Annotated in this window: 16 protein-coding genes and 1 tRNA gene; 11 read left to right on the forward strand and 6 right to left on the reverse strand. The window is 47.3% G+C overall.

Features of this window, described 5'->3' with window-relative positions; all coding sequences use genetic code 11:
* Positions 1 to 235 precede the first annotated feature (235 nt).
* Both AAKU61_RS07100 and AAKU61_RS07105 read left to right on the forward strand, forming a co-directional pair.
* Positions 236 to 312 (forward strand) — tRNA-Pro (locus AAKU61_RS07100).
* 577 nt (positions 313 to 889) lie between these two features.
* Positions 890 to 1,720, forward strand: a complete 831-nt coding sequence (locus AAKU61_RS07105; RefSeq protein ID WP_354330854.1) for a hypothetical protein — start codon at positions 890 to 892, stop codon at positions 1,718 to 1,720.
* A gap of 77 nt (positions 1,721 to 1,797) precedes the next feature.
* Here AAKU61_RS07105 and AAKU61_RS07110 read toward each other — a convergent pair whose 3' ends face one another.
* Positions 1,798 to 2,805, reverse strand: a complete 1,008-nt coding sequence (locus AAKU61_RS07110; RefSeq protein ID WP_354330856.1) for a hypothetical protein — start codon at positions 2,803 to 2,805, stop codon at positions 1,798 to 1,800.
* 546 nt (positions 2,806 to 3,351) lie between these two features.
* Between AAKU61_RS07110 and AAKU61_RS07115 the strand changes: the two genes are divergently transcribed.
* Positions 3,352 to 4,560, forward strand: coding sequence for an MFS transporter (locus AAKU61_RS07115; protein ID WP_354330858.1), 1,209 nt, complete (start codon positions 3,352 to 3,354; stop codon positions 4,558 to 4,560).
* A gap of 339 nt (positions 4,561 to 4,899) precedes the next feature.
* Here AAKU61_RS07115 and AAKU61_RS07120 read toward each other — a convergent pair whose 3' ends face one another.
* The 4 genes from AAKU61_RS07120 to AAKU61_RS07135 form a co-directional block, all read right to left on the reverse strand.
* On the reverse strand, positions 4,900 to 6,057 hold the full coding sequence (locus tag AAKU61_RS07120; protein WP_354330859.1) for an HlyD family secretion protein: 1,158 nt from the start codon (positions 6,055 to 6,057) through the stop codon (positions 4,900 to 4,902).
* A gap of 112 nt (positions 6,058 to 6,169) precedes the next feature.
* Positions 6,170 to 7,651 carry an efflux transporter outer membrane subunit gene (locus tag AAKU61_RS07125; RefSeq protein WP_354330861.1) on the reverse strand — a complete coding sequence of 494 codons (1,482 nt, stop codon included), beginning with the start codon at positions 7,649 to 7,651 and terminating at the stop codon, positions 6,170 to 6,172.
* An 85-nt stretch (positions 7,652 to 7,736) separates the two neighbouring features.
* A complete protein-coding gene (locus AAKU61_RS07130) occupies positions 7,737 to 9,317 on the reverse strand; it encodes an MDR family MFS transporter (protein ID WP_503012589.1) in 1,581 nt (526 codons plus the stop codon).
* Entirely contained in the window at positions 9,317 to 9,748 is a 432-nt protein-coding gene (locus AAKU61_RS07135) for a MarR family winged helix-turn-helix transcriptional regulator (protein WP_354330863.1), read from the reverse strand. The genes AAKU61_RS07130 and AAKU61_RS07135 overlap by 1 nt, the downstream gene beginning before the upstream one ends.
* Positions 9,749 to 10,214: 466 nt before the next feature.
* On the opposite strand from AAKU61_RS07135, the gene AAKU61_RS07140 reads away from it, so the two are divergent.
* The 5 genes from AAKU61_RS07140 to AAKU61_RS07160 all read left to right on the forward strand — a co-directional run bounded on the left by AAKU61_RS07140 (position 10,215) and on the right by AAKU61_RS07160 (position 14,340).
* Positions 10,215 to 10,649: an EamA family transporter gene (locus tag AAKU61_RS07140; protein WP_354330865.1), complete on the forward strand. Its 435-nt coding sequence runs from the start codon at positions 10,215 to 10,217 to the stop codon at positions 10,647 to 10,649.
* 102 nt (positions 10,650 to 10,751) lie between these two features.
* On the forward strand, positions 10,752 to 11,015 hold the full coding sequence (locus tag AAKU61_RS07145; protein WP_354330867.1) for a hypothetical protein: 264 nt from the start codon (positions 10,752 to 10,754) through the stop codon (positions 11,013 to 11,015).
* A 90-nt stretch (positions 11,016 to 11,105) separates the two neighbouring features.
* On the forward strand, positions 11,106 to 12,413 hold the full coding sequence (rhlE1, locus tag AAKU61_RS07150; protein WP_354330869.1) for an RNA helicase RhlE1: 1,308 nt from the start codon (positions 11,106 to 11,108) through the stop codon (positions 12,411 to 12,413).
* 242 nt (positions 12,414 to 12,655) lie between these two features.
* On the forward strand, positions 12,656 to 12,982 hold the full coding sequence (locus AAKU61_RS07155; protein WP_354330871.1) for a FlxA-like family protein: 327 nt from the start codon (positions 12,656 to 12,658) through the stop codon (positions 12,980 to 12,982).
* Positions 12,983 to 13,182: 200 nt separating this feature from the next.
* On the forward strand, positions 13,183 to 14,340 hold the full coding sequence (locus tag AAKU61_RS07160; protein WP_354330872.1) for a hypothetical protein: 1,158 nt from the start codon (positions 13,183 to 13,185) through the stop codon (positions 14,338 to 14,340).
* A gap of 314 nt (positions 14,341 to 14,654) precedes the next feature.
* Here the strand turns inward: AAKU61_RS07160 and AAKU61_RS07165 are convergent, their stop codons facing one another.
* Positions 14,655 to 19,982, reverse strand: coding sequence for a hypothetical protein (locus AAKU61_RS07165; RefSeq protein WP_354330874.1), 5,328 nt, complete (start codon positions 19,980 to 19,982; stop codon positions 14,655 to 14,657).
* Between the two features lie 78 nt (positions 19,983 to 20,060).
* On the opposite strand from AAKU61_RS07165, the gene AAKU61_RS07170 reads away from it, so the two are divergent.
* The 3 genes from AAKU61_RS07170 to AAKU61_RS07180 all read left to right on the forward strand — a co-directional run bounded on the left by AAKU61_RS07170 (position 20,061) and on the right by AAKU61_RS07180 (position 22,223).
* Entirely contained in the window at positions 20,061 to 20,195 is a 135-nt protein-coding gene (locus tag AAKU61_RS07170) for a hypothetical protein (RefSeq protein WP_322118986.1), read from the forward strand.
* Positions 20,196 to 20,295: 100 nt separating this feature from the next.
* A complete protein-coding gene (gene upp, locus AAKU61_RS07175; RefSeq protein WP_354330976.1) occupies positions 20,296 to 20,931 on the forward strand; it encodes a uracil phosphoribosyltransferase in 636 nt (211 codons plus the stop codon).
* A 122-nt stretch (positions 20,932 to 21,053) separates the two neighbouring features.
* A complete protein-coding gene (locus tag AAKU61_RS07180) occupies positions 21,054 to 22,223 on the forward strand; it encodes a pyridoxal phosphate-dependent aminotransferase (protein WP_354330876.1) in 1,170 nt (389 codons plus the stop codon).
* The last annotated feature ends 223 nt before the right edge of the window (positions 22,224 to 22,446 follow it).

The raw sequence follows: 22,446 nt of genomic DNA on the forward strand, positions 1-22,446 counted from the left end.
TTGATCGGCTAGGGCCGCAACATAGATGCAGCAATAAGATCACTATTGTCACAGGTTTTGCTTAAGTGTGAAAATAATTTAGTCAAATTTAGATAAATATCGACTCACGCAATAGCATGCGAGAGCATATCAAGGTAATTCAAGTCTTTACCATTCATAAACTACACCGCATAAAACGACCATAATTTTCCATGGAAAAAAACCTAAGCATGCACTATAATCCTTCGCTTAGTGTCGGGGCGTAGCGCAGCCTGGTAGCGTACGTGCATGGGGTGCACGGGGTCGAGTGTTCGAATCACTCCGTCCCGACCAATTAGAACAAGGACTACAGATTTATTTCTGTTAGTCCTTTTTTATTTTTCAATTTTTTACTCTACTTTGCCCCCAGATTGAAAAACATATGTTGAATAAGAAAAAATATTGCTCATCGATTTGACCGAGATACAAATAACCAATCTAAAACAAACCCTGCTACATCTAGCAGTCATGGACAAGTTTGTAACAAAATTCCAAAAAATAAACCAGCCAGCGAATTATTTAAAATGCATCCAGGCTGAGAAAGTTAGGTGAGCTTCCCTTAGTTTTGTGGACATTTCTTAACTCCTATCTACTCAGATTAAGGATGATTAAAATTTCAAAAACAAACAGAATCCAAAGTCGTAAAAATAATAACTTGTAAAAATTGTAAGCTGGTTTTTTTAATGTTCTTCACCGAAAGTTATAAATTCATCACCACCTCATTTAATTGCCATATTAATAATTTAAATTTAGGCCTAGACAATGTGAGTAGGGTCGAACAGTTATGTTATTATTTAGTAAATACTTATTTAATAAGCAATTATGATTAATCACATTACTCAAAAAACACTCATACAACTTCAGGAAAAATATGTTCCAAGTAAGATTTTCTAAAATAACCATTTCTATGGTTTTCAGCCTTATCCTTACCTCTTGTGGTGGTGGCAGTGACACAAAATCCCAACCAGACCCTTTTGCTCTTGTTGGAGCTGAAGGCTTATATGATGGAATGTCAATATCAGAAAAATCCAAAGTTTCCAAACTAATCTTGAACGATGGTACGTTTTATATAGTCCAATTCGCTTATCAAGATTCATCAACTATTGCTTATTTCGCTACAGGAAAAGGTAGTTTATCTGACGGCGTTTTTAGGTCAAATTATTTTCGATTCGTAAGCGTATCCGACAAGGGTTATACCCCCAACCCTGTTTATTCTTTTCAAGGATCTATAGTTACCTCAAGTTATGGCATTAATGGCCCTAGATTACTTAGCAGCTCGATAAATCATTTACCCCTTGCATTTACTGTTGATTTTGATGTTTTAAGTTATGAGCCACAATATCAACAAGTAGCTAATTTACTGGATGTCGTAGGAAGTTATAGCGGAGCTATTTCGTTTGGAAGCTCTGATTATCAAGCAACACTACCGCCAAGTAGAGATTTAACCACTCTCACAGTAGATGCAAGTGGCGCTCTCAAAGGCACAACTAACAACGGATGTACTTTCTCTGGATCTTTCGCGCCTTATCAGAGGGGAAATGTATTCAATGCAAGTATTATTTTTGACGACGTGCCATGTACTTTTGCAAAAATCAATGTTACCGGCCACGCATATTTTGAACCAAATACCAAACGCTTATATGTCTTGACCATGCAGCCCGATGGAGTCGAGGGTGCTGTATTTACAGGCTTTAAAAATTAGATTGACTTTGGAAACATCGCGCAGATATAGCGAAAAGTCAATCTCACAAATGCTCAGTACCTGAATGGGATATACAGCTACTTTTGCATTGTAGTCATTGCTCGCTGTAAGTTGGATAAATTAGTCTGTAGTGTTGGTAAAACCGGACCATTTTGAATCATATAATCTGCGATAGATTTATCATGCGCAGATCGCAGGTTCGCTATCTTTTGAACGACAGCTGGATCTAAAACTATCGTCGAACCCTCTCGAATTTGGGCCACACTTTTAGGTGAGATTAATTTAGTTGTACTTGGTCCACCTTGACCTAGAACAGAACTTTTTGACGCCGTTCTAAACGCGACAAAATTGAGGCCATTGCCTGATAATGTAGTGCCCTTGAGAAATGTCCATGTCGTTCCTTCCATTCGATTAAACCCAGTAAATTGAAAACTAAAATATTCATAGTAGTTGGTTGAAGAATCGACAAGGACACCCCAAGTTTTATTTGAAGGACTATAGCTGCATAATGCGATGTTATTAGCTCCGGAAGCTCCAGCCCGATTGCCGGACAAATAAGTGGTTCCACCAGAGTTATATACATTCTGAAATCTCATGCGTTCACCATAATAAACTGGGAAAGAAGCGTTACCCATCGTAGCTGCCCATTCTCCATAGCAAGCATTTGGATAGTTGGTATTATCACCATTTACGAAATCAAATCGCGTTATGTTAGTTGTAAATCCAAGTATGTTTAGGGTCGCATCTTTCCCACCATTAAAGTTAATTGACATTGACCCTACGTCCAAACTCTGCGGCGCTCCTTCTGAGCAGCCAAAACATGCACCGTTGACAGCTTTTACGACACGTCCTGAGTAAGAAGAATCTCCCGTCAATGTTCCTGAGCTGTAGTACCACACCGGCTGTTTATTTGAATCATATGAATAGGCGGCAAAAAACAATTGATTATCTTGAATTTCTATTGAGTACCCTCTGCCGCCTTCAGCAGGATTCCACCACCAACCTGACTCAGGGGAGTTTGCCCGAGCAATTCCCGTGAAAAGGCTAAAAAAAACAAGCACCATGTAAAAATGTTTAAAACGCATCTAGTTCTCCGAAGGCTTTGTTATGTAAAGTTGCAATTGTACAATAATAAAATTTATCACTTTAATTCGCTAATATTTGGCCTTTAAATCTTACTCAACCTATTATTGCGCTAGATGAAATACTTAGGAGCAAAATTATATTGAGAGTTAATTTCAATTATTGAAATTTCTTCATCCATGCCTAGGTCGGCAAAGTATTTTTTTATCGTCCGAAGAGGTACTTTTGAGTAGGCAAAATTTTGTTTGCTCAAAGTTATGCCGCTAAGTCATCTGCATTCTGAAAAAAGCGATATCGCATAAGTGATCATAAAATTTTGTAGGTACTATAAAAATCATCTTATTTAGTTAGCAATGACCACATAACTATTTCACAATTTTTGCAGGGCAGTTCTGTAACTGACCAGTCAACGCCAAATTGCTGATTCGAGTATTCTAGAGTGCATTGAACCAGTTGCGTTCTAACTCTTTTTTGTAGGACTGATGCAAAGCTGACCACATGGCTTTGCATCAGTCCTACATTTTTATATCAGACATATCGGCACTTCCATGACCAGCTCATCGTATTCTTCCAACCAAAACACGCCCGTTAAACCAGTACTGACCAAAAATTTAGTGATGTTCTTCGCATTCTGTTGTGGTGCGATAGTCTCTAATATTTATTATTCTCAACCGTTGATTGAGCTGATTGCGCCAGAAATCGGCTTGACCGATAGCGTTGCCAGCTTGATCGTATCTCTGACGCAAGCAGGTTATGCGCTTGGGATGTTGTTGCTGGTACCGCTCGGTGATTTGCTGGAAAACCGTAAGCTCATGGTCAGCACTTTGGTCGTTGCGATGGTGAGTCTGGTGGGTGCGGCGACCGCACATAGCCCCAATGTTTTTTTATTCTTTTCTATCCTCATCGGATTTAGCTCCGTGTCGGTGCAAATGATCGTACCGCTGGCGGCGCATATGGCGGATGAATCTACCCGTGGTCGCGTGGTCGGTAGTGTCATGAGTGGCCTGTTGTTCGGTATTTTGCTATCGCGTCCAATTGCGAGTCTGATCGCTGATCACTTCGGCTGGCGCGCCGTATTTTTGATGGCCAGCGTATTAATGGTGCTGATTGTTGTGTTGCTGCTGGTGACAATGCCTAAACGCCAGCCAGCACATTCTGCCACTTACTTTCAGTTATTGCGCTCTTTACTGACACTATTTCGTTACCAGCCGGTGTTGCGACAAAGAGCGTTTTATCAAGCGAGCATGTTTGGCTCTATGGCCTTATTCTGGACGGTTGCACCGGTGGAGCTGGCGCGTCACTTTAGTTTTTCTCAAACGCAGATAGCCCTGTTTGCTTTGGTAGGCGCTGCCGGTGCATTTGCTGCGCCGTTTGCTGGCAGGCTTGCAGATGCGGGACATGGGCGCATCGGTAGTTTGATGGCGATGATCGGTGCCATTTTGAGTTTTTGGCCTTCGCTTATGATCCCCGCTTTAGGTGTGATCGGATTGGGAATCACTGCCGTATTGCTGGATCTATGCGTGCAAATCAGTATGGTGATTGGTCAGCGGGAAGTGTATGCGCTAGACCCGGCTAGTCGAAGTCGCATCAACAGTATTTACATGACTTGTATTTTTGCCGGTGGTGCAACCGGATCGGGTATTGGCAGTAGCTTGTACGTTAACGGTGGCTGGATGTGGGTCGGCACCGTCGGCAGTTTGATCGCCAGCATTGCGTTGATGAAGTTTTTATTTGATCAGCGTAAAAGTAAATCGTAGTTGAAACTGCCGGTTGAATCGAAGGTGAGAATAGTAGGAAAATCAATATACTCCCCCTAATTTTTTAATAATATGTCTTATTGTCCAATGATTATATGGACAATTAAATATACTTACCCTTAGTATATTTAACGTCATCAATTGAACTCTGATTAGCCTGCGAGCTTTACGGTTGGCAAACTCTTGGTAAGCTCAATGTAAAAACGCAGACCATAGAGGACTTTTCCTATGCACTGCGCTCTGCTATTTCAGCTTGATACTAAGATTGGTCTGCATATTCAACACCGACCGACTTCGGTTAAATCGCTTCCGATCATCAAGCTGATCTACGGCCTTGATTTACTTCGCCAAATTCTTTTTGATAATCGCGTCGGCGGCGGATTCTGCCTCTTGCACAGGCTGACTTAACGTTTGGGTCGCATATACCGGCGCTGCGGGCATTGGTGCGCCTAATGTTGCGCCATCGAGATGACTCACATCCAAAGTGACCAACGTTGATAAGCCGATGCGCAAAGGGTGTTCTGCCAATTCTTTTGGATCCAGGGAGATACGCACTGGTACCCGCTGGACGACTTTAATCCAGTTGCCCGTGGCATTTTGTGCAGGCAGCAAGGAGAAAGCGCTGCCAGTACCTGCGGATAATCCAACCACTTTGCCGTGGTACACCACTTTGCTGCCATACACATCTGCCTCGATCCGGGCAGCTTGTCCCAGACGGATATTTTGCAATTCTGATTCTTTAAAATTGGCATCAACCCATAGCTGATCCAGCGGCACTATCGACATCAATGTTGTACCCGGAGTGACGCGACTACCCACTTGAACACTGCGTTTGGCAATGTAGCCAGTAACCGGCGCTAGTACCGCGTTGCGGCGAGCCGCGAGCCAGGCTTGTACATAATCCGCTTTTGCAGATAAGACGCTAGGATTATCCACCAGACTCACTCCGGCGACCGCAGCACGGCTGGCATCTGCCTGCTTGATTGCTACGTCGAGCGAAGCTTTCGCGTTATCGACAGCTTGCTTTGCATGTGCGACTTCTTCACCGGACAAGGTATGGTCAGCGGCCAAAGGCTGGCGACGCGCCAGATCATCTGCTGCATCTTTTAAGCTCAACTTTTTAAGCTCGATAGTCGCCTCGTATTGCGCCACATTCGAATAACGTTCACGCAACTGTCTTACTGTCGTACCAAGGCGAGCTTCTGCCTGGCTCAGTGCGACATTGGCGTCAATCGGATCGAGCTTTAATATCTCTGCGCCTGCTTTCACTAACTGGGTTTCATCTGCACGAATCTCTTGCACATTGCCCGTGACTTGCGAAGACAGCGTGACCAAATTGCCGCCGACGTAGGCGTTATCGGTATCTACTTCTTTCGATAAAACCAAAGTGTAATAAATGGCGTAGGCAATACCTGCCAAAATAAAAAATAAGGTGATCCCTAATAAAACGAACTTACGTTTATTAGAATTCGGTAGATTGTCGTTGTCGGTCGTCATGGCGAATATTCCGTTGATTTCTGTTGATTTTGTTAGTTACAGTGAGTGCTAATCTGTTTTACTTTGGGCTAATTTTTTAAAAAAATTTGACTGAAGAGTAATGACTTATGTATCAATGACTCTGAGCCGCTTGCTGATGGAAGTTTGTATTCAGCATTACCGGATCAGCCAGATAACCGCCGCCCAGCGCTTTAATCAAAGATACCTCTGCCTGCAGTTGCTGATTTTTCAGTTGCAACATATCGTCCTGCTGCCTTAACAAGGCGAGTTCTGCGCTGATGACTGTTCCGCGCTCTGCCAGACCTCGTTTTAACTTAGCCTGCGCTGAGCGGAGCATTTCTGCATTGGTCTGTACTATTTTTTGCTGTTGTTGCAGCTTGCTATCGATGCCGCGCACATTGATCGCTTGTTGTGCCACGTCACGCACAGCAATGAAAACGCTTTGGTTGTAATCGGCAATCACCTCATTGCGTTGCGAACGACTGGCACCAAGCTGGGCCTGAATACGTTCGCTATCAAACAACGGCAAGGATATGGTCGGGCCAATGTATAAAGTGCGGCTGGCAAATTTAAGCAAATCGTCTAGCGATAAAGAATCTAAACCTAAGGAACCGGTTAAATTGATATCTGGATAAAACGCCGCCTGCGACGCTTCTACCCGGCTCAAGGATGCTTCGACACGCCAGCGCGATGCTTGTAAATCCGGTCTTCTGGCCAATAAGTCCATGCCTAATTTAGCGGGTAGCGCGTGAGAAATATCATGCAACTCTTGCGGTTTTAAATCAGCTAATGCTGTGCTATCACCACCAATCAAAGCGCGCAAAGCTTCGCGTTCTCCGCCAATTTGCGCTTCGATCTGTGCAATCTGTCCATTCATACGACTGAGTTCTGCATCGGCCATCCGCTGGTCATCCGCGGTTGCCAAACCATGTTGAACACGCTTCGCTTTATCTGCCACGATGTCGCTTTGTTTAGCGACACTTTTTTGCATGCTGGCGAGCAGTGCCCATTGACTTTGTAAATTGAAATAACTTTGCGTAATCGCTGTCGCTAAAGTTAACTCAGCTTGCGCATAATCGGCACGACGCGCATTGACTTCACCCACTGCCGCGACGATTTGTGCCCGATGCTTTCCCCACCAGTCAAAGTCATATCGCGCCTGCACTTGTAGAATCGTTTCCGTGTAATAGCTGCCACCAATCGGTTTTGGAAACAAGCCATTGGAGGAATAACGTTGCCGGGTTTCCTGTCCGTTAAAATTAATCTCGGGTGCCAGATCAGCACTATTGATCTTCAACGCTGCGTTGGCAGAACCAATACGCGCGGCAGTCGTACCCAGACTTGGACTATTGGTCAGAGCTTGTGCGATCAGACGATTTAATTGTGCATCGCCATACTGCATCCACCATTGCTTGTCCGGCCACCCTTCGCTTGCCAATTTAATGTCTGATGCCAGCTGTGCGCTTGCGATATCTTTTTGCGGAAACAGATTTTGATCTGGTGGAATACTGGCACAGCCAGCAATAGCCAACATAAGCGCAAGCTGCGCAGCTCTTTTGAGTAAGAAAGAATTTTTCACAGTCGTATTTTTCACGATTTGAGATGAGTTAAAGCAGATTGTTAATCTGGTTTGAAAATAAGTGATTGCCATTTTTTTAGCAGTATTCATCGCCATGTCCTTAGTCCATCGCCGCGTGATCAATCTCTATCGGCGCATTCTTTTTCGGCGGACGAATCAAAATTAACAGTGGGATCACCATCAGGGTCATGATCATCATCAACCAGTAGTCATTGACGTAAGCGATCATCGATGCTTGCCGCGTGATTTCGCCGTTTAATGTCGTCAAGCTGGTGGTTGTCGCCAGGTTATAGACCGAGGCGACTGTGCTGTCCTGAAAAGCCGCACTCGTGCTGGTGACTTTTTCGACCAGCGAAGAATGGGCGATTTGGGTATTGCGCACTAACAGCGTTTGCACCAGAGCGATGCCAATACTGCTGCCGATATTACGAACCAAACTATAAATCGCGGTACCGTCAGCGCGCATTTCTGGCGTAAGTGTGGCAAAAGTCGCGGCACTCAAAGGCACGAATACCAAGCCCAGTCCAATCCCCTGAATCACGCCGGGCCAGACAATATCGCTTTGCGATAGCACCAAGGTATAACGGGTCATTTGCCATAGCGAGAATGCGGTGATGGAGAAGCCAACACCCAATAAAATTCGCAGATCAACTTTGCCCACCAGGCGTCCTACCACCATCATCGCCAACATGGTGCCAAGACCGCTAGGGGCGGTAACAAGGCCTGCAATTTTGGCGGGGTAATCCATCAAGCCTTGCAGCATGGACGGCGCCAGAGCACGCGTTGCAAACAGCACCATACCAACGATAAAAATAAACAGCAGGCCCGTCACATAGTTAGGGTTTTTTAACAGCCGATAATCGAGGAACGATTTACCCGCCGGCCGTAACGCGGTATGCGCTACAAAATAGCTAAAACTCATCGCCAGAATGATCGCTTCTACCCAAGTCTCGGTAGAAGAAAACCAATCGTTCTGCTCGCCTCTGTCCAACAGCATTTGCAAAGAACCAATCGCGATACTCAAGGTGGCAAAACCAAACATATCAAAACTCATGCGGCGTGCTGCCGGCGTTTTGTGGATGTATTTCCAGATACCGTAAAACGCCATCGTGCCCAGCGGCACATTGATAAAAAACACCCAGCGCCAGTTATAACTATCCGTCAGCCAGCCACCCAACGTCGGGCCAAGAATCGGCCCTATCATCACACCCATGCCCCAAACGGCCATGGCAGAACCATGCTTTTCGCGCGGATTAATATCCAGTAAAACCGCTTGCGACAGAGGCACCAGCGCTGCCCCAAATACCCCCTGTAACAAGCGTGCAGCAACGATCTGCCCCAGGGAACCGGACAAACCACACAAGACTGAGGCGAACGTAAAACCGGCGACAGAAATCAAGAAAATATTCTTTTGACCAAAGCGATCACACAACCAGCCAGTCAAAGGCGTAGTAATGGCGACCGCTACAATAAATGAGGTTAATACCCAAGTGATTTGATCTTGCGACGCTGATAAGCTGCCCTGCATATGTGGCAACGCGACATTGGCAATGGTGCCATCCAGCGCCTGAATAATCGTCGCCAGCATGATAGAAATCGTGATCATGAAACGATTGACGCTGGGATCGTCAACTGTGGGGATAGTCGCTCCGCCCGAGGCGGCAGAAGATGCACTGCTCATTACGCCAACTCCGCCGCCGCTTGCAATGCTTCTAATAATTCGGTCGCAGCGATCAGTTTTTCCTGATCAATCTTAGACAAAAATTCAGCCCGAAACGCGTCGGCTTCGGCTTTCACTTTCAGATAAATCTCATTACCGGCATCGGTTAGTACCACTTGCTTTACCCGCCGATCAGTTTGCGATGGCACCCGGTTGACCAAGCCTGCTTTGACCAAGCGATCAATCATCGCAACCATGGTCGGATCTTCCACGGCCAGCAAATTAGCCAACTCGGTTTGCGATAAAGGCTTACCGGCCTTTGCGATACTCGCAATCGCCATCCAGCTTGCTTGGCCAACACCCAAATACTTCAAGCGCCGGTCCAGCGCTTGGCGCCAGGTACGCGCCGTATTGTGTAATGCGGCGGAAAATCGTTCTTCGATAGAGGGCATAAGATAAGTAGACTAATAGTTAGATAGCAAACTATAAGATAGCACATGTTTTGCAGTGCGGCAAGGTGAAATGTTTGGGAAATGTTTAGGAAATATCTTCGGGTTTGGCGTTGGATGAAGCTAAATACTTTGGTCTGATTGAGTCATGCATGCGTACATGCAGATTACCAATGTAGGTTAAATCAATCTCTGTAAATAAATATACTCATAGTAAGTATATTTTAATTGTCCATATATTCTTTGGACAATCAGACATTTTTAATAAATTTTATGGGGAGTATATTGCTAACAACTATACTCAACCAGTATCCATCTCATTTGGACTGACGCGCTCATTAAGCTTGGCGTGGAGAACGGGTTCGCTAAAACGTCTTACTTTCCTTGCTCTAAATGAGCGGAGTAATTTTTTGTCAATGCTGCGTATGGTTTAGATTTATGATGGATAAATCTTTAAAAGGAGAAAAACATGGCCTCATCCACAGGCTGGTTCTATTGGGCGATCCTCTCCGCTGTATTTGCGGCATTGACCGCTATTTTTGCGAAGATAGGCATTCAGGGGGTGGATTCTGATCTGGCCACATTAATCCGCACTGCGATCATCGTTGTTGTACTAACCGCATTCGTCGCCTATACCGGCAAATGGTCGAATCCTTTTGAGCTATCCTCGAAAACCTGGTTGTTCCTGATTTTGTCTGGCCTCGCTACTGGCGCATCCTGGGTATGTTACTTCCGGGCTCTAAAAATAGGCGACGCATCCAAGGTCGCGCCGGTTGATAAGTTGAGTCTGGTGTTAGTGGTTGTTTTCGCATTTATATTCCTGGATGAACGCCCTTCCCTGCGCGAATGGGCAGGTATTACCATGGTCGCTGGCGGAGTTTTACTGCTGGCTTTTAAACGCTGATCTAGGCGGCAATATCAAGATTGGAATATCAAATCAAAACAAACAGCCCGCCCCACCACATACTGCGTAAAATGCGTCCTTTAAATTAACAAGGCAATCAAAGTGAAAAAAACTGGAATGGCAAAGAGCGATGCCAAAAAATTGATGGGTAAGATGGATGCGCCGGGTGCTGCTTTTGGCAAAACCGATGCGGTCGTTATCGATAAGCGCGAACAGCGCAAACTTGATCAGGCTTTGGGTCTGGTGCCATTCGCCGTCAAGCTCAATAGCGATCTGGTCGCACAATTACATGCGTTGGCAAAAGAGCGCGACGTTGGTTTGAACGAACTGGTCGCCAGTATGTTAAGTAAGGGCATGGCAGCATAATCTACCTGAGTCTGGCTTTGATTGTATGCCTCGCCAGATCCTTGTTCGGCGACGTCCTTTAGTCACCACGAGTAATTACTATTTTCTTCTATGACTTTTGCTTCCCTCGGCTTGATCGACGCGCTGCAAAGCACGCTCGATACTCTCGGTTATAAAACCCCTACTCCGGTTCAGGCGCAGGCTATTCCTGCTGTGTTAGCCGGTCGTGATTTGATGGCAGCGGCGCAAACCGGCACGGGTAAAACCGCAGGCTTTGCACTGCCGCTATTACAGCGACTGACCATGGAAGGCCCGCAAGTTGCCAGCAATTCTGTGCGTGTTTTGGTACTTGTGCCCACGCGTGAACTGGCCGAGCAAGTGTATGAAAGCTTTTGCGATTATGGCGGTAGTTTGCCCTTACGCATGGCAGTTGCTTATGGCGGTATCAGCATCAATCCGCAGATGATGAAGTTGCGGAAAGGTCTGGATGTCTTAGTGGCGACACCGGGGCGCTTACTCGATTTACATAGCCAAAACGCGGTAAAGTTTGATCAACTGCAAACCTTGGTACTGGACGAAGCAGATCGTATGTTGGATCTGGGATTTTCGCGCGAATTAGATGCCATCATGGCGACGCTGCCAAAGCGCCGCCAGACTTTGCTGTTCTCTGCCACATTTTCAGACGCTATTCGTACCCTAGCAAAAGGCTTGCTGAACGATCCACTGAGTATTGAAGTCAGTCCGCGCAATACCACAGTAAAAAGTGTCAAGCAGTGGATGATCCCAGTCGACAAAAAACGCAAGGCGGAATTGTTTTGCCATCTGCTCAAAAAGCGGCGCTGGGGTCAGGTGCTGGTCTTTGTCAAAACCCGTAAAGGTGTGGATGAACTGGTCGATACTTTAATCGCCAAAGGCATTAAAGCAGATGCCATCCATGGCGACAAACCACAACCTGCCCGCCTCCGTGCCTTAAACAGTTTTAAGGCCAGCGAGATACAAATCCTGGTGGCAACCGATGTCGCAGCACGTGGATTAGATATCGACGACTTGCCACAAGTCGTCAATTTTGATTTACCGACGGTAGCAGAAGATTACATCCATCGCATCGGCCGCACTGGCAGAGCTGGCGCCACAGGCGAGGCGATTTCTATTGTCTGCGCGGACGAGGTAGAGCTACTGGCAGCGATAGAAATACTGACGAAAAATACCTTACAGCGAATCGAAGAACCAGGCTTTGAAGCCGAGCACCGAGTGCCCGTCACCAACACGGCTGGACAAGTGTTGAAAAAACCGAAGAAGCTAAAAAAACCTAAAGTATTTACAAATCCCGTCGCTAAAACTCCTATAAAGACTAAAGCAAAAAATCCGGCCAATAATAATGGTGGGCGTAATGCCGGTAATGGCAAACGTAAGGTATAAAAACTAATATTGCTGATCAATAGGACTTACGCAAAACCGCCCAGCTTCGTCGCTAGCCTTGCAGGGACAATTTTTCGCAAGTCCCAATCAAGCTTAAAAAGCTAAATTCGGCCAAAATTGCGTTTTTTAAAATAGGTATGATTTTTTGCTCTCGCGTATAGGTATAGTTCAGCACTAACAATGGTGTTTGATATCAATGAATATGAATGGGGACGCACATGGTCAGATCGGTCGGATCGGGCATGATAACGGCCGCAGCTGGCAACGGTTCGGATAGCAGTAGCGCGATTGCGGCGCTACAAAAGCGGCTTGTCGGTCTCATGAAGGAATTAAGAGATGTGTCCCAAGATACCACCCCAGGAGCGAAGGAAAAGCTGAAGCTATTGCAGATACAAATACAAGCAGTAGAAATGCAGATCCAACAATTGCAGGCGCTCGATGCACAAAAGGCTGCATTAGAACAACTTAAACGCCAGCAAGAACCGGAGACGGCCAATTCAGCATCCGATTCCGATAGGACAAAATCTCGCAACTCCACTTTGGGCCTTGTAGTTGATACCAGCGCTTGACTTAACTACCAAGGCACCGTCGCAAACCGCTCCACCAAAAAATCCAGAAATGCCCTCACCGCTGGCGATAAGTGCGACATAACGAGCAAACCGCCATTTCTGGAGGATTTCAGCGGACAATATCATACCGAAGAGGCAAAGTTGTATGGCAACCTTGCCTCCTGTAATATAAGTACGGTTAATATTGTGGAGTGTTACATATGGCAATTGAACGAGAAATCGAAGCAATCCGGGTTGGCATCAAGGCGGGCAGTTTCTCCAACGAAGCCTCGGTTTCACAGGGTATCGTCCTGAGGCTCCTGCATGCATTGGGCTGGCCCGCATACAACACGAACATTGTATGGCCCGAGTATTCGTTGAGCGGTAGGCGTGTTGACTTCGCCTTGTGCAACCCGCCAAGCAAGCCCATTGCCTTCATTGAGGTCAAGCAGATCGGCCAGAGCGACGGGGCGGAGCGACAGTTGTTCGAATACGCATACCACGACGGCGTGCCGATGGCGATCTTGACCGATGGCCGCGAGTGGAACTTTTTCCTGCCAGGCGAGCAAGGAGCCTACGACGAACGCAGGGTCTACAAGCTCGATATCGTAGACCGGAATGTCAAGGAATGTGCGGAGCGATTGGAGCGCTACCTGCTGCACTCGGCGGTTGCATCAGGAGCCGCGATACAAGCAGCACGCGACGACTACCGCAATGTCTCCAAAGAGCGGCAGATGCTAAACGCATTGCCTACGGCATGGCAACAGATAATCGCGGAAGAGGACGAGATGCTGTTGGAGATAATCGCCGAACGCGTTGGGAGCCTGTGCGGCTTCAAACCTGGGCCCGACATGGTGGCGACCTTCTTGAAGGAAAGCGTTGCAAGCTGTGCGGTGCAGCCAATTCCTCAGGGTCGACCACCAGCCCAACCTTTAATCAAGCTCACTCAGTCGCCGACCAACATGGCCGCAAAAACTGTTGCACAGCCCGCATACACGCCGCCACCTCATGGCGTCCCACCGCAGCAAACCGTACCACCACAGGGGTCGACCGGATTTTCGTTTGAGGGACAGTTCTACCCGACCCGCAATGCGATCGACACGCTTAGGCAGGTGTTCGACTTGTTCATAAAACGAGACTCCACGTTCGGGGAACGGTTTGCTGGTCTGCCTAAGCACGGACGAACCCGTCGGTATCTGGCGAAGGATTCAAGCGAGCTCTACCTAAACCGAACAGACCTTAGCTACGTGAAACTTGACTCGGGTTGGTGGATGAGCACGAACCACAGCAAGCAGACGATTGGAAAAATTATCGCTATGGCTTGCGATGTGGCTCACCTAGCGTATGGCCGTGACTTGATCGATAGCCTCGGCGATTGACAAAAAGCACAGAGCCCCGGAAGAGGCTCTATGGCATCAGGTCAAAAAACAGATGGAAAACAAGATCTTAAGAAAATAGCTCGCTAGAGCTTGTCTATTTTTCCATTCTAATTTATCAAAAAATTCATGAGTATTTTAACATACTCCCCTATATTTTTTAAATTTACGCCATATAGTCCATTGATTACCTGGACAACTAATATATACCTACCCCAAGTATATTTACATCCACTATGAAATAATTTACTAAAAGCTTCAGCAGCAATCTGATCGTTATCCCGGTAGTTCTCCCAAAACCTGACGCTGGCTTATGTTTACTTTGCTGCTTTATCTACGCTCGCAATTTGATACGACATACGCAAAGACGCATCCGGTTTTTGTATTTTTTGTGCTAACTGACTGACTTGGCTAGTTTGGCGGGTTTGGCTAACCACCGGTGCATTATTTTTTACTACTGCCGCTTGTGACGTTTGTTGAAAACTGAGCGTGCCCCAAGTCGCTGCTGTTGCAACTCCGGCGAATGCCAATACGCCTGCCACAACAGAGGTACGTAAGCGGAACGGTGGCAATGTTTGGCTCGGCGCTGCTGTCATCTCCGGCATGACAACAGCAACTGGCGCTTGCAACAACATCTCTTGGGCGCGCTGACGCCACACTGCGCTGGTCGCCTGGTTTTGCGATAAGCGGCTGATCAGTTCATTGGCTACTATTTCTGCCTGTTGATGCTCTTGCTGTAATTGCAGGCGCAATTGTTCTGCTTGCTGCTCGGTTAATTGTTCAGCCAGTTGCAACTCTTGTTGAAATTGCTCTTTGAGTAAATCAGCGTCGGCCTGTGCTTGTTGCAGACGTGTTGCCACTAGCTCTGCCGCTTGCTGCACTGCTTGTTGCGCCTGAACAGCGGCAGCATCAGCGATAATCGCAGCCTGATTTTCAGCCATCAATTTCTCTTGAAGCAAGTCATTGGTTTTTTGTTCTTGTGCAATCCGACGCAGCATTTTTTGATGCATTTCTTCATTAATGGCTTGCTGACTTTGTAGTGCCTGGTCAATCGCCTGATTTTCTTGCATCAACTCTTGCAAACGATTTTGCTCTGCCTCGACCAATTTTGCATCCAACTCAGTTTGCAAGCTGGTTTGATGATTCAACTCAGCCTCAAGATTGGCACGTGCGTTGATAATGTCTTGTGCTGCATGGCTCAATGTTTGTTCCATTGCTAGTTTTTCTTGTGCGGCGATGCTGGCAGCTTGCTCTAAGGCGACTCGCTCTGCACTTTGCTGACACAATTCTTGTTCGATACGAAGACGTTGCTCTGCCTCTGCAGCGAGTACTTTTTCAAATTCCATTTTTTGGCTGATGGCCTCCATTGCCAATTGATTTTGTTTGATGGTGACTGCTTGTAATTGCGCTTGCTCTTCCATTGCCAGCAATTTAATTTGCGCCAGCTCTGCTGCTTGTAATTCTGCATGCTGCAAAACCAATAATTGGTCAGCATGAGCTTGCGCCAGGTTGGCATTGTGTTCTTGTGTTCTTGCATATTGCTGCGCAAATGTAGCGGCTTCTTGCTCTGCTTCTTGTTTTGCCTGTATTGCAGCTTTTGCCTCTTGTTCTGCCAAGGCTTTGGCAGTGCACAAGGCCAAGTAGGTTTGCTCGATTTGCACTCTTTGTGCGGCTTCGTCCGCAGCGATTTGTTCTGCTGCACGTTTTTGTTGGATCAGGCTTAATGCCAGCAATTCGTTGGCGGCTTTTTCATTTTCTAAACGAGCTAACTCGCTAGCTTCCTGCGCTTTTAATTCTGCGGTACGGACTGCTTCACGCTGCGCATCTGCGTGATCAGCAGATGCGGCAAACAACGCCTGCTGAGTCGCCAGTAATTGTTGTACCTCTGCTGCGGCCTGGGCTTCTTGTTCTGCAATATCAATGGCTGTTTGTGCCAACTGTGCTTCTGCTTGCAGTCGTTGTTGTACAAAAACATGCGCCTGTTGTTCTGCCTCTAATTTTTTCTGTAGCTGTTGTGCTAGCTCGCGCTCTGCCTCTAAACGTACTTGCTCTGCTGCGCTGGAGTCAATCAGCAATTGTGTTTTTTCATGTAAGGCAGTAGCAGCCTGCCGCTTGACCATTGACTCTTCTACCGAGATTGTCAGCCATTGTTTTTCATGGAAATTGAATTGCTCTACGCTGAGCTTGGCCTCTTGCTCTGCTTGCAAACGTGCTTGTACTAAGACATTTTTTTCTTCTTCCGCCAACTGGCGTTGCTCTGCGATGAGCAACACTTGTATCTCTGCATCTTGTCTTTGCTGGATAGAGATTTGTGTCGCTTGCTCTGCTGCCTGACGTTGTGCGATCAGTGCAGATAAAGCTTGTTGTTCTTGCAGATTTTGTTCAGCGAGTTGTTGTACCAACTGTTGCGCATCGGCCTGAGCGGCAGCCTCCTGATACAAGAGTTGCGTGGTGATCAAGTTGGCTTCGATAGCGGTTCTGGCGAGATTTTCTGCCTCTTGTTTTGCCTGTGCAAACTGAGTCAGGGCTTGCTCTGCATTGTGCCTGGCGGTAGTTTCTTGCAAGGCCTGTTGCTCTGTTTGTATTTTTGCTTCAGTTGCTGCTACCAGTGCTGCATCTGCTTCTAGCCGCTGACGTGCAACGTGCTCTAAGTCAGATAGTTTGCGCGATTTTTCTATAGTAAGTTGATGTGCTTTGTGCTTGGTATCGGCATAGATTCTGACATTTTCATGCAGCTCTTTTTCTGCCTGCAAATTAGCTTCTGCCAATTCTTTTGCTTGCTGTTCTGCGATCACTCTGGCTTGCGCCAGCACATTGGCCTGGCGCTCTGCTTCTGCTTTTGCGATTGCGGCTTCGGTGGCGATTTTTTCTGCAGCGAGGCGATCTTGCTGCAATTGCTTTTCTTCTTGTACTGCTTTGGATTTTTTCTCTTCTAAAATCAGTTTGTCTTGCAGCGCAGCCAAAGCACTTTGTTGTGCCAGAGCTTTTTCTTTTTCTAAACGTGACAAATGAGTTGCAGCAACGGCACGCGCCTCTGCGGCAATGGCGGATTGTTGCTCTGCCTCTGCTTGCGCCTTCGCTTGTACTAATTGTTCTTGTTCGGCTTTGGCTTGTGCTTCTATTGCTATTTTTGCTTGTTGCTCTGTTTGCAAACGGGCCGAGTGCGCTTCTTTTTGCTCTTGCTCTAGTTTGATTTTGGCATCAATTTCAGCCAATAATTGTTTTTCTACCTGTAATTTTTGTTGCACGATATCCAGCGCTTTTTGCTCGGATTCTGAACGTTGCTGCAAGGTTTTTTGCAGCTCGGCTAATTCAGCCACTTTTAGTTGTGCATTGGCAGCGGTCTGTTTTTGTAAGGCAGCGTGTTCAGTGATTTTTTGTAAGCGTAACTGCTCTGCCTCGATCAATGCCTGACGTGCTTCACGCGCTTGCACTTCTTGCTCCTGACGCGCTTGTAACAAGGACGCATGCTGGCGATCGGCGCTGGCACGGGCAATGATTTCTTCTGCAGTTTTTTTCTCGGCTTCGAGTTTTTCTTGTGCTGCTAATGCGGCGTCGCGTTCTGCTTCAAAACGGATTTGTTCAGCCTTGGTTTGCTCTACTACCTGGCGGGTTTTGACCAGCGCAATTTTGGCCGCCTGGCGTTGCATTTCCGTTTGTACACGGACTTGTTCTAACGCATATTTTTCTGCTGTAGCAGATGCTTCTAAGGCCAGTCGTTGCTCGCGCTCGGATTGTTCTTTGGCTTGCGCTACGGCTTTGGCTTCTTGTTCTGCGCGTATGCGTGATTCTGTCTCAATCTGGGCGACCTGTTCAATTACTAATTTTTCTTGCGTCAGCTTTAATACTTGCTGAACTGCGTCAGCACGTTTGCGCTCGACGATGAGTTTTTCTTGTACTGCATCGAGTGCTTTTAGCTCGTTATCATTGCGTTGCTGTTGAACCCGAACCAGCTCGCTGGCTTCTTGTTCTTTTTTGAGATTAACGGCAGCAAGCTGTTGTTGCAAGGCGACTTGTTCCATGGTTTTTTCCAAGGTTAACTTCTCTGCCGTGCAGCTAGTCTCTGCCGCAATACGGGCAGTTTGCTCGGCTTCTTGCTGCATGATTAAAATAGCGGCGCGGGCTTGCTCTGCTTGCGCACGGGCATTGGCTGTTTCTATTTTTTGTTGCTCTGCCTGGAGTTTTTGCTGCAACGCCAAGGCTGCTTTTTGTTCGGCATCTGCTCTTAATTTTTCTGCCTGCGCCAATTCCAATGCACTCTTGGCTTTTTGCTGCGCGACGACATAGGTTTGCTTTAAGACGGTGGCTTGAAACGTTGCTGCCTTCAACGCTTGTTGTTCTGCATCGGCTTGTTCGCGGGCGAGTTGTTCAGCTTGCTGGTCAATGCTGGCGCGCTGTTTAGCCAACATGACGGCACGCTGTTCTTCTTGCATGCGTTGCTGGGCTAACTTGGTGGCATGCAGTTCTGCAATACGGCGCTGTTTGGCCTGTTCGGTCGCTTGTGCTTCTGCTTCTAATCTGATGCGGTTTTCTGCATCGGCTTGTTGCTCTTCTTCGATACGGATCAGGGCCTTGGACTGTAGCTCTTTTTCGGTTTGTATCCTTTGTTGGGTAACTTGCTCTATCCGTTCTTCCGCATCACGACGGGCTTGGGCTGTGGTGGCGGCGACGACTTCAGTTTGCTCCCTTCTGGCGGACGCATTACGCAATTCCAGCTCGGATTGCATGCGTAATTGTATGGCTGCAGTGGCACGCCGATCTGATTCTGCTCGGGCTTGGGCAATAGCTTCATGCTCTTGTTCTACGGCGACGCGGGCAAGTGCATCTTCGCGTGCGCGGACTTCTGCCGGAGCACGGTTGATGGCAAATTCGAGCGCCATGGCTTCTGCTTGTTCGCGCTCTTTGCTGACTTGCAGTGCTTCGCTACGGACTTTGGCGAGCATTTCTGTGGTTTCGCGTGCTTCTTTATCGCGCCGCTCACGCTCACGAGCTAGCTCGACCATCCGCGCATCGGCACGTGCACGTTCTTCGGCCTCGTTTTTAGCTGCCTGGGATGCGGCAAAACGTTCTGCCGCCCAGTTGCGAGCATTTTGGCTTTCTTTGGCTAATCGTTCTGCAGCTGCTTTGGCTTTGGCGTTAATTTCGGTATCGGCTTGCAATTGTTCGCTGGCGCGTTGTGTGGCTTCTAGCTCTAGCTTAGAACGCTTTTCTGCTTGCTCGCGCGCCAGGGTATCTAATCTGGTGCGCTCTTGCATGTCTTGTGTTTCTTGGCTATCGGCGGCAATTCTGGCCTGACTGGCGGCACGCGATTGACGCTCTGCCTGCAAGCGGGCATGGCTACTGGCACTGGCTTCTTCTTCTAACTGTAATTTCTCTTGCGCCAGATTGGCTGACTCTGCCTCGGCTTCGGCACGGGCTTCTGCCAGCGCGCGGGCGCGGGCTTCGGCTTGTGTCCTTGCCTCCGTAGCGACGGTGGCTCTAGCTTCTGCCTCTACGCGGGCGATGGCTTCGCGTATGCCTTTTACGTCGATGCGAGAATGCGACTCCAGCGCGGCATCCGAGGTATGGAAATCGTCTCGTTGTCCAGCGTCCATCGGGTACGACCCTAAGGATAATCTGTTTAACAATGTTTGATTTGCGTCCATGCCATGCTCCTGATTGTCTGACCGCTCCTTTGGCACTGTGGATAGCGCCCTACCGGAACTTCTTAACATGGATTATCAATGAACGATTTGCAAACAATTGCCGGAGTAGAAGCGGAAAAGTCCTTCATTTCCAATTTTTACGAAGGCGGGATCAAATCAGAGCTAGTTATTGATGAAGATAAACAGAAACAATTCCATTGCCGGCGCCCATGAATGCGCTTGGGGACGTAAAATAACGGCTGGTTCAATTTGGACACGCTAGGGTCTGTCATCTGTGACTCAACTCAGACCCCCGACCTCATTACGGAGAATTATCTTGTCAGACTATGTGACCGAAATCAGACACCCTCTGATGCAACACAAACTCACTCTCATGCGCAGCAAAGAAACGACCACGGATAACTTCCGCCGTCTGTTGCGTGAAATTAGCCAGATGCTGGCGTATGAAGTCACCCGCGACTTGCCCTTAGAAAAAGTGACGATAGAAACCCCGATGGCGACCATCGAGGCGCCGACTATCAGCGGCAAAAAGCTGTGCGTCATCTCAGTACTGCGCGCTGGTAACGGTATTTTGGATGGCATGCTGGATTTGTTACCGGCGGCACGCGTTGGTCATATTGGTTTGTACCGCGACCCTGAAACATTGGAGCCGGTCGAGTACTACTTTAAAGTGCCAGAAGATATCGCAGAACGTTTAGTGATCGTCGTCGATCCTATGCTGGCAACCGGCAATTCGGCAGCAGCGGCGATCACTCGCATCAAACAAAGTGGCGCGACGTCAATCAAATTTGTTTGCTTGCTGGCTGCACCCGAAGGCATCAAAGTGATGCAAGCGGCGCATCCTGATGTGTCTATCCTGACAGCATCGATAGACGATTGCCTGAATGAACATGGCTACATCATCCCTGGTCTTGGTGATGCGGGTGATCGTTTATTCGGAACTAAGTAAATTTATTCAATGCAATATTAAGAACACTAAACTAGTCTAATTTAGTACCCAAGAGCAATGCCGCTAACTAATCTGACTAGTTGGTATTGCTCTTCTTGATCACACCTTTCAATCTGATTCAGATGACTTCTTTCAATCCCACATTGCAACTCAGCTCTAAATTGCCCGACGTCGGCATGACGATTTTTTCGATTATGTCGGCTTTGGCTGCGGAGAAAAATGCGGTCAATCTGGGGCAAGGCTTTCCTGATTTTGATTGCAATCCCGCTTTACTGGATGCAGTCAGTAGTGCGATGCGTCATGGGCATAATCAGTACCCTCCAATGCCTGGTCTGCCGCTATTACGAGCCGAAATCGCTAAAAAAATCCACACAATTTATGGCCATAGCTACGATCCGGTAACAGAAATCACCGTCACTGCGGGTGCAACTCAGGGCATATTGACGATTTTTCTGGCTTGCGTACACGCCGGTGACGAAGTGATCGTGATTGAACCTGCCTATGACAGCTATGTGCCAGCCATCCGCTTAGCTGGTGGCGTGCCGGTATTGGTGTCAATGGAACTAGGGCCGGACGGTTACAGCATTCCCTGGGACAAGCTAGCTGCCAAGATCACGGATAAAACCCGTCTGATTATGCTGAACTCGCCGCACAATCCCACCGGATTTGTACTGAGCACGACCGATATTGAATCGCTGACAGCAATAGTGCGCAACACCAAGGTGCTGATTGCATCGGATGAAGTGTATGAGCATATGGTATTTGACGGCTTGCGTCATGAATCACTGGCGCGTTACGAAGAACTGGCGGCGCGCAGCTTTATTATCTCCAGCTTCGGCAAAACCTATCATGTCACTGGCTGGAAAGTAGGTTATGTCACCGCCCCGGCCGCACTGATGCAAGAATTCCGCAAAGTGCATCAATTTAATGTATTCACTGTCAATACGCCAATGCAGTTGGGACTGGCGCACTATTTGGCAAATCCTGCACCCTATCTGGACTTGCCTGCGTTTTATCAGCAAAAACGGGATTTTTTCCGCGACGGTTTAAAAAACTCCCGCTTTAAGTTGCTGCCAGCACAAGGAACTTACTTCCAATGTGTCGATTATTCAGCAATTTCTGATCAGTCAGAGCTAGATTTTGCACGCTGGCTGACTAGCGAAATAGGTGTGGCAACGATTCCACTGTCCGGCTTTTACCAGCAAGCAAACGAATCCGGCATAGTACGGTTTTGCTTTGCTAAGCAAGAGCAGACCTTGCATGCCGCATTGCAACGCCTGCAGGAAATATAAATACTTAGATAGAGTATATTTACGGCACCTAGTATATACATGGACGTAGGTGCTATATTTAACCATACTCCCTATTTTTTTAATTCCTCTTCTATTTCCCTTTAGCTTTTCTGCTGGTTTTCACCAATACGGGCTATCGGTCAAATATTGCATTTCATCCCGAAGATTTTGTGCTTTGTCGCTTCACATCTAATTTCAAATTGTCATTCGTATAATCTCAGGA

The sequence above is a fragment of the Undibacterium sp. GrIS 1.2 genome (assembly GCF_040544435.1).
Classification (GTDB): domain Bacteria; phylum Pseudomonadota; class Gammaproteobacteria; order Burkholderiales; family Burkholderiaceae_D; genus Undibacterium.

Excerpts from the sequence above, each read along its gene's own strand:
- AAKU61_RS07140 (WP_354330865.1), top strand. The coding sequence starts at position 10,215 with ATGGCCTCATCCACAGGCTGGTTCTATTGGGCGATCCTCTCCGCTGTA.
- AAKU61_RS07120 (WP_354330859.1), bottom strand. The coding sequence starts at position 6,057 with ATGACGACCGACAACGACAATCTACCGAATTCTAATAAACGTAAGTTC.
- AAKU61_RS07105 (WP_354330854.1), top strand. The coding sequence starts at position 890 with ATGTTCCAAGTAAGATTTTCTAAAATAACCATTTCTATGGTTTTCAGC.
- AAKU61_RS07160 (WP_354330872.1), top strand. The coding sequence starts at position 13,183 with ATGGCAATTGAACGAGAAATCGAAGCAATCCGGGTTGGCATCAAGGCG.
- AAKU61_RS07110 (WP_354330856.1), bottom strand. The coding sequence starts at position 2,805 with ATGCGTTTTAAACATTTTTACATGGTGCTTGTTTTTTTTAGCCTTTTC.
- rhlE1 (WP_354330869.1), top strand. The coding sequence starts at position 11,106 with ATGACTTTTGCTTCCCTCGGCTTGATCGACGCGCTGCAAAGCACGCTC.
- AAKU61_RS07155 (WP_354330871.1), top strand. The coding sequence starts at position 12,656 with ATGATAACGGCCGCAGCTGGCAACGGTTCGGATAGCAGTAGCGCGATT.
- AAKU61_RS07115 (WP_354330858.1), top strand. The coding sequence starts at position 3,352 with ATGACCAGCTCATCGTATTCTTCCAACCAAAACACGCCCGTTAAACCA.
- AAKU61_RS07170 (WP_322118986.1), top strand. The coding sequence starts at position 20,061 with ATGAACGATTTGCAAACAATTGCCGGAGTAGAAGCGGAAAAGTCCTTC.
- AAKU61_RS07135 (WP_354330863.1), bottom strand. The coding sequence starts at position 9,748 with ATGCCCTCTATCGAAGAACGATTTTCCGCCGCATTACACAATACGGCG.
- AAKU61_RS07130 (WP_503012589.1), bottom strand. The coding sequence starts at position 9,317 with ATGAGCAGTGCATCTTCTGCCGCCTCGGGCGGAGCGACTATCCCCACA.
- AAKU61_RS07180 (WP_354330876.1), top strand. The coding sequence starts at position 21,054 with ATGACTTCTTTCAATCCCACATTGCAACTCAGCTCTAAATTGCCCGAC.
- AAKU61_RS07165 (WP_354330874.1), bottom strand. The coding sequence starts at position 19,982 with ATGGACGCAAATCAAACATTGTTAAACAGATTATCCTTAGGGTCGTAC.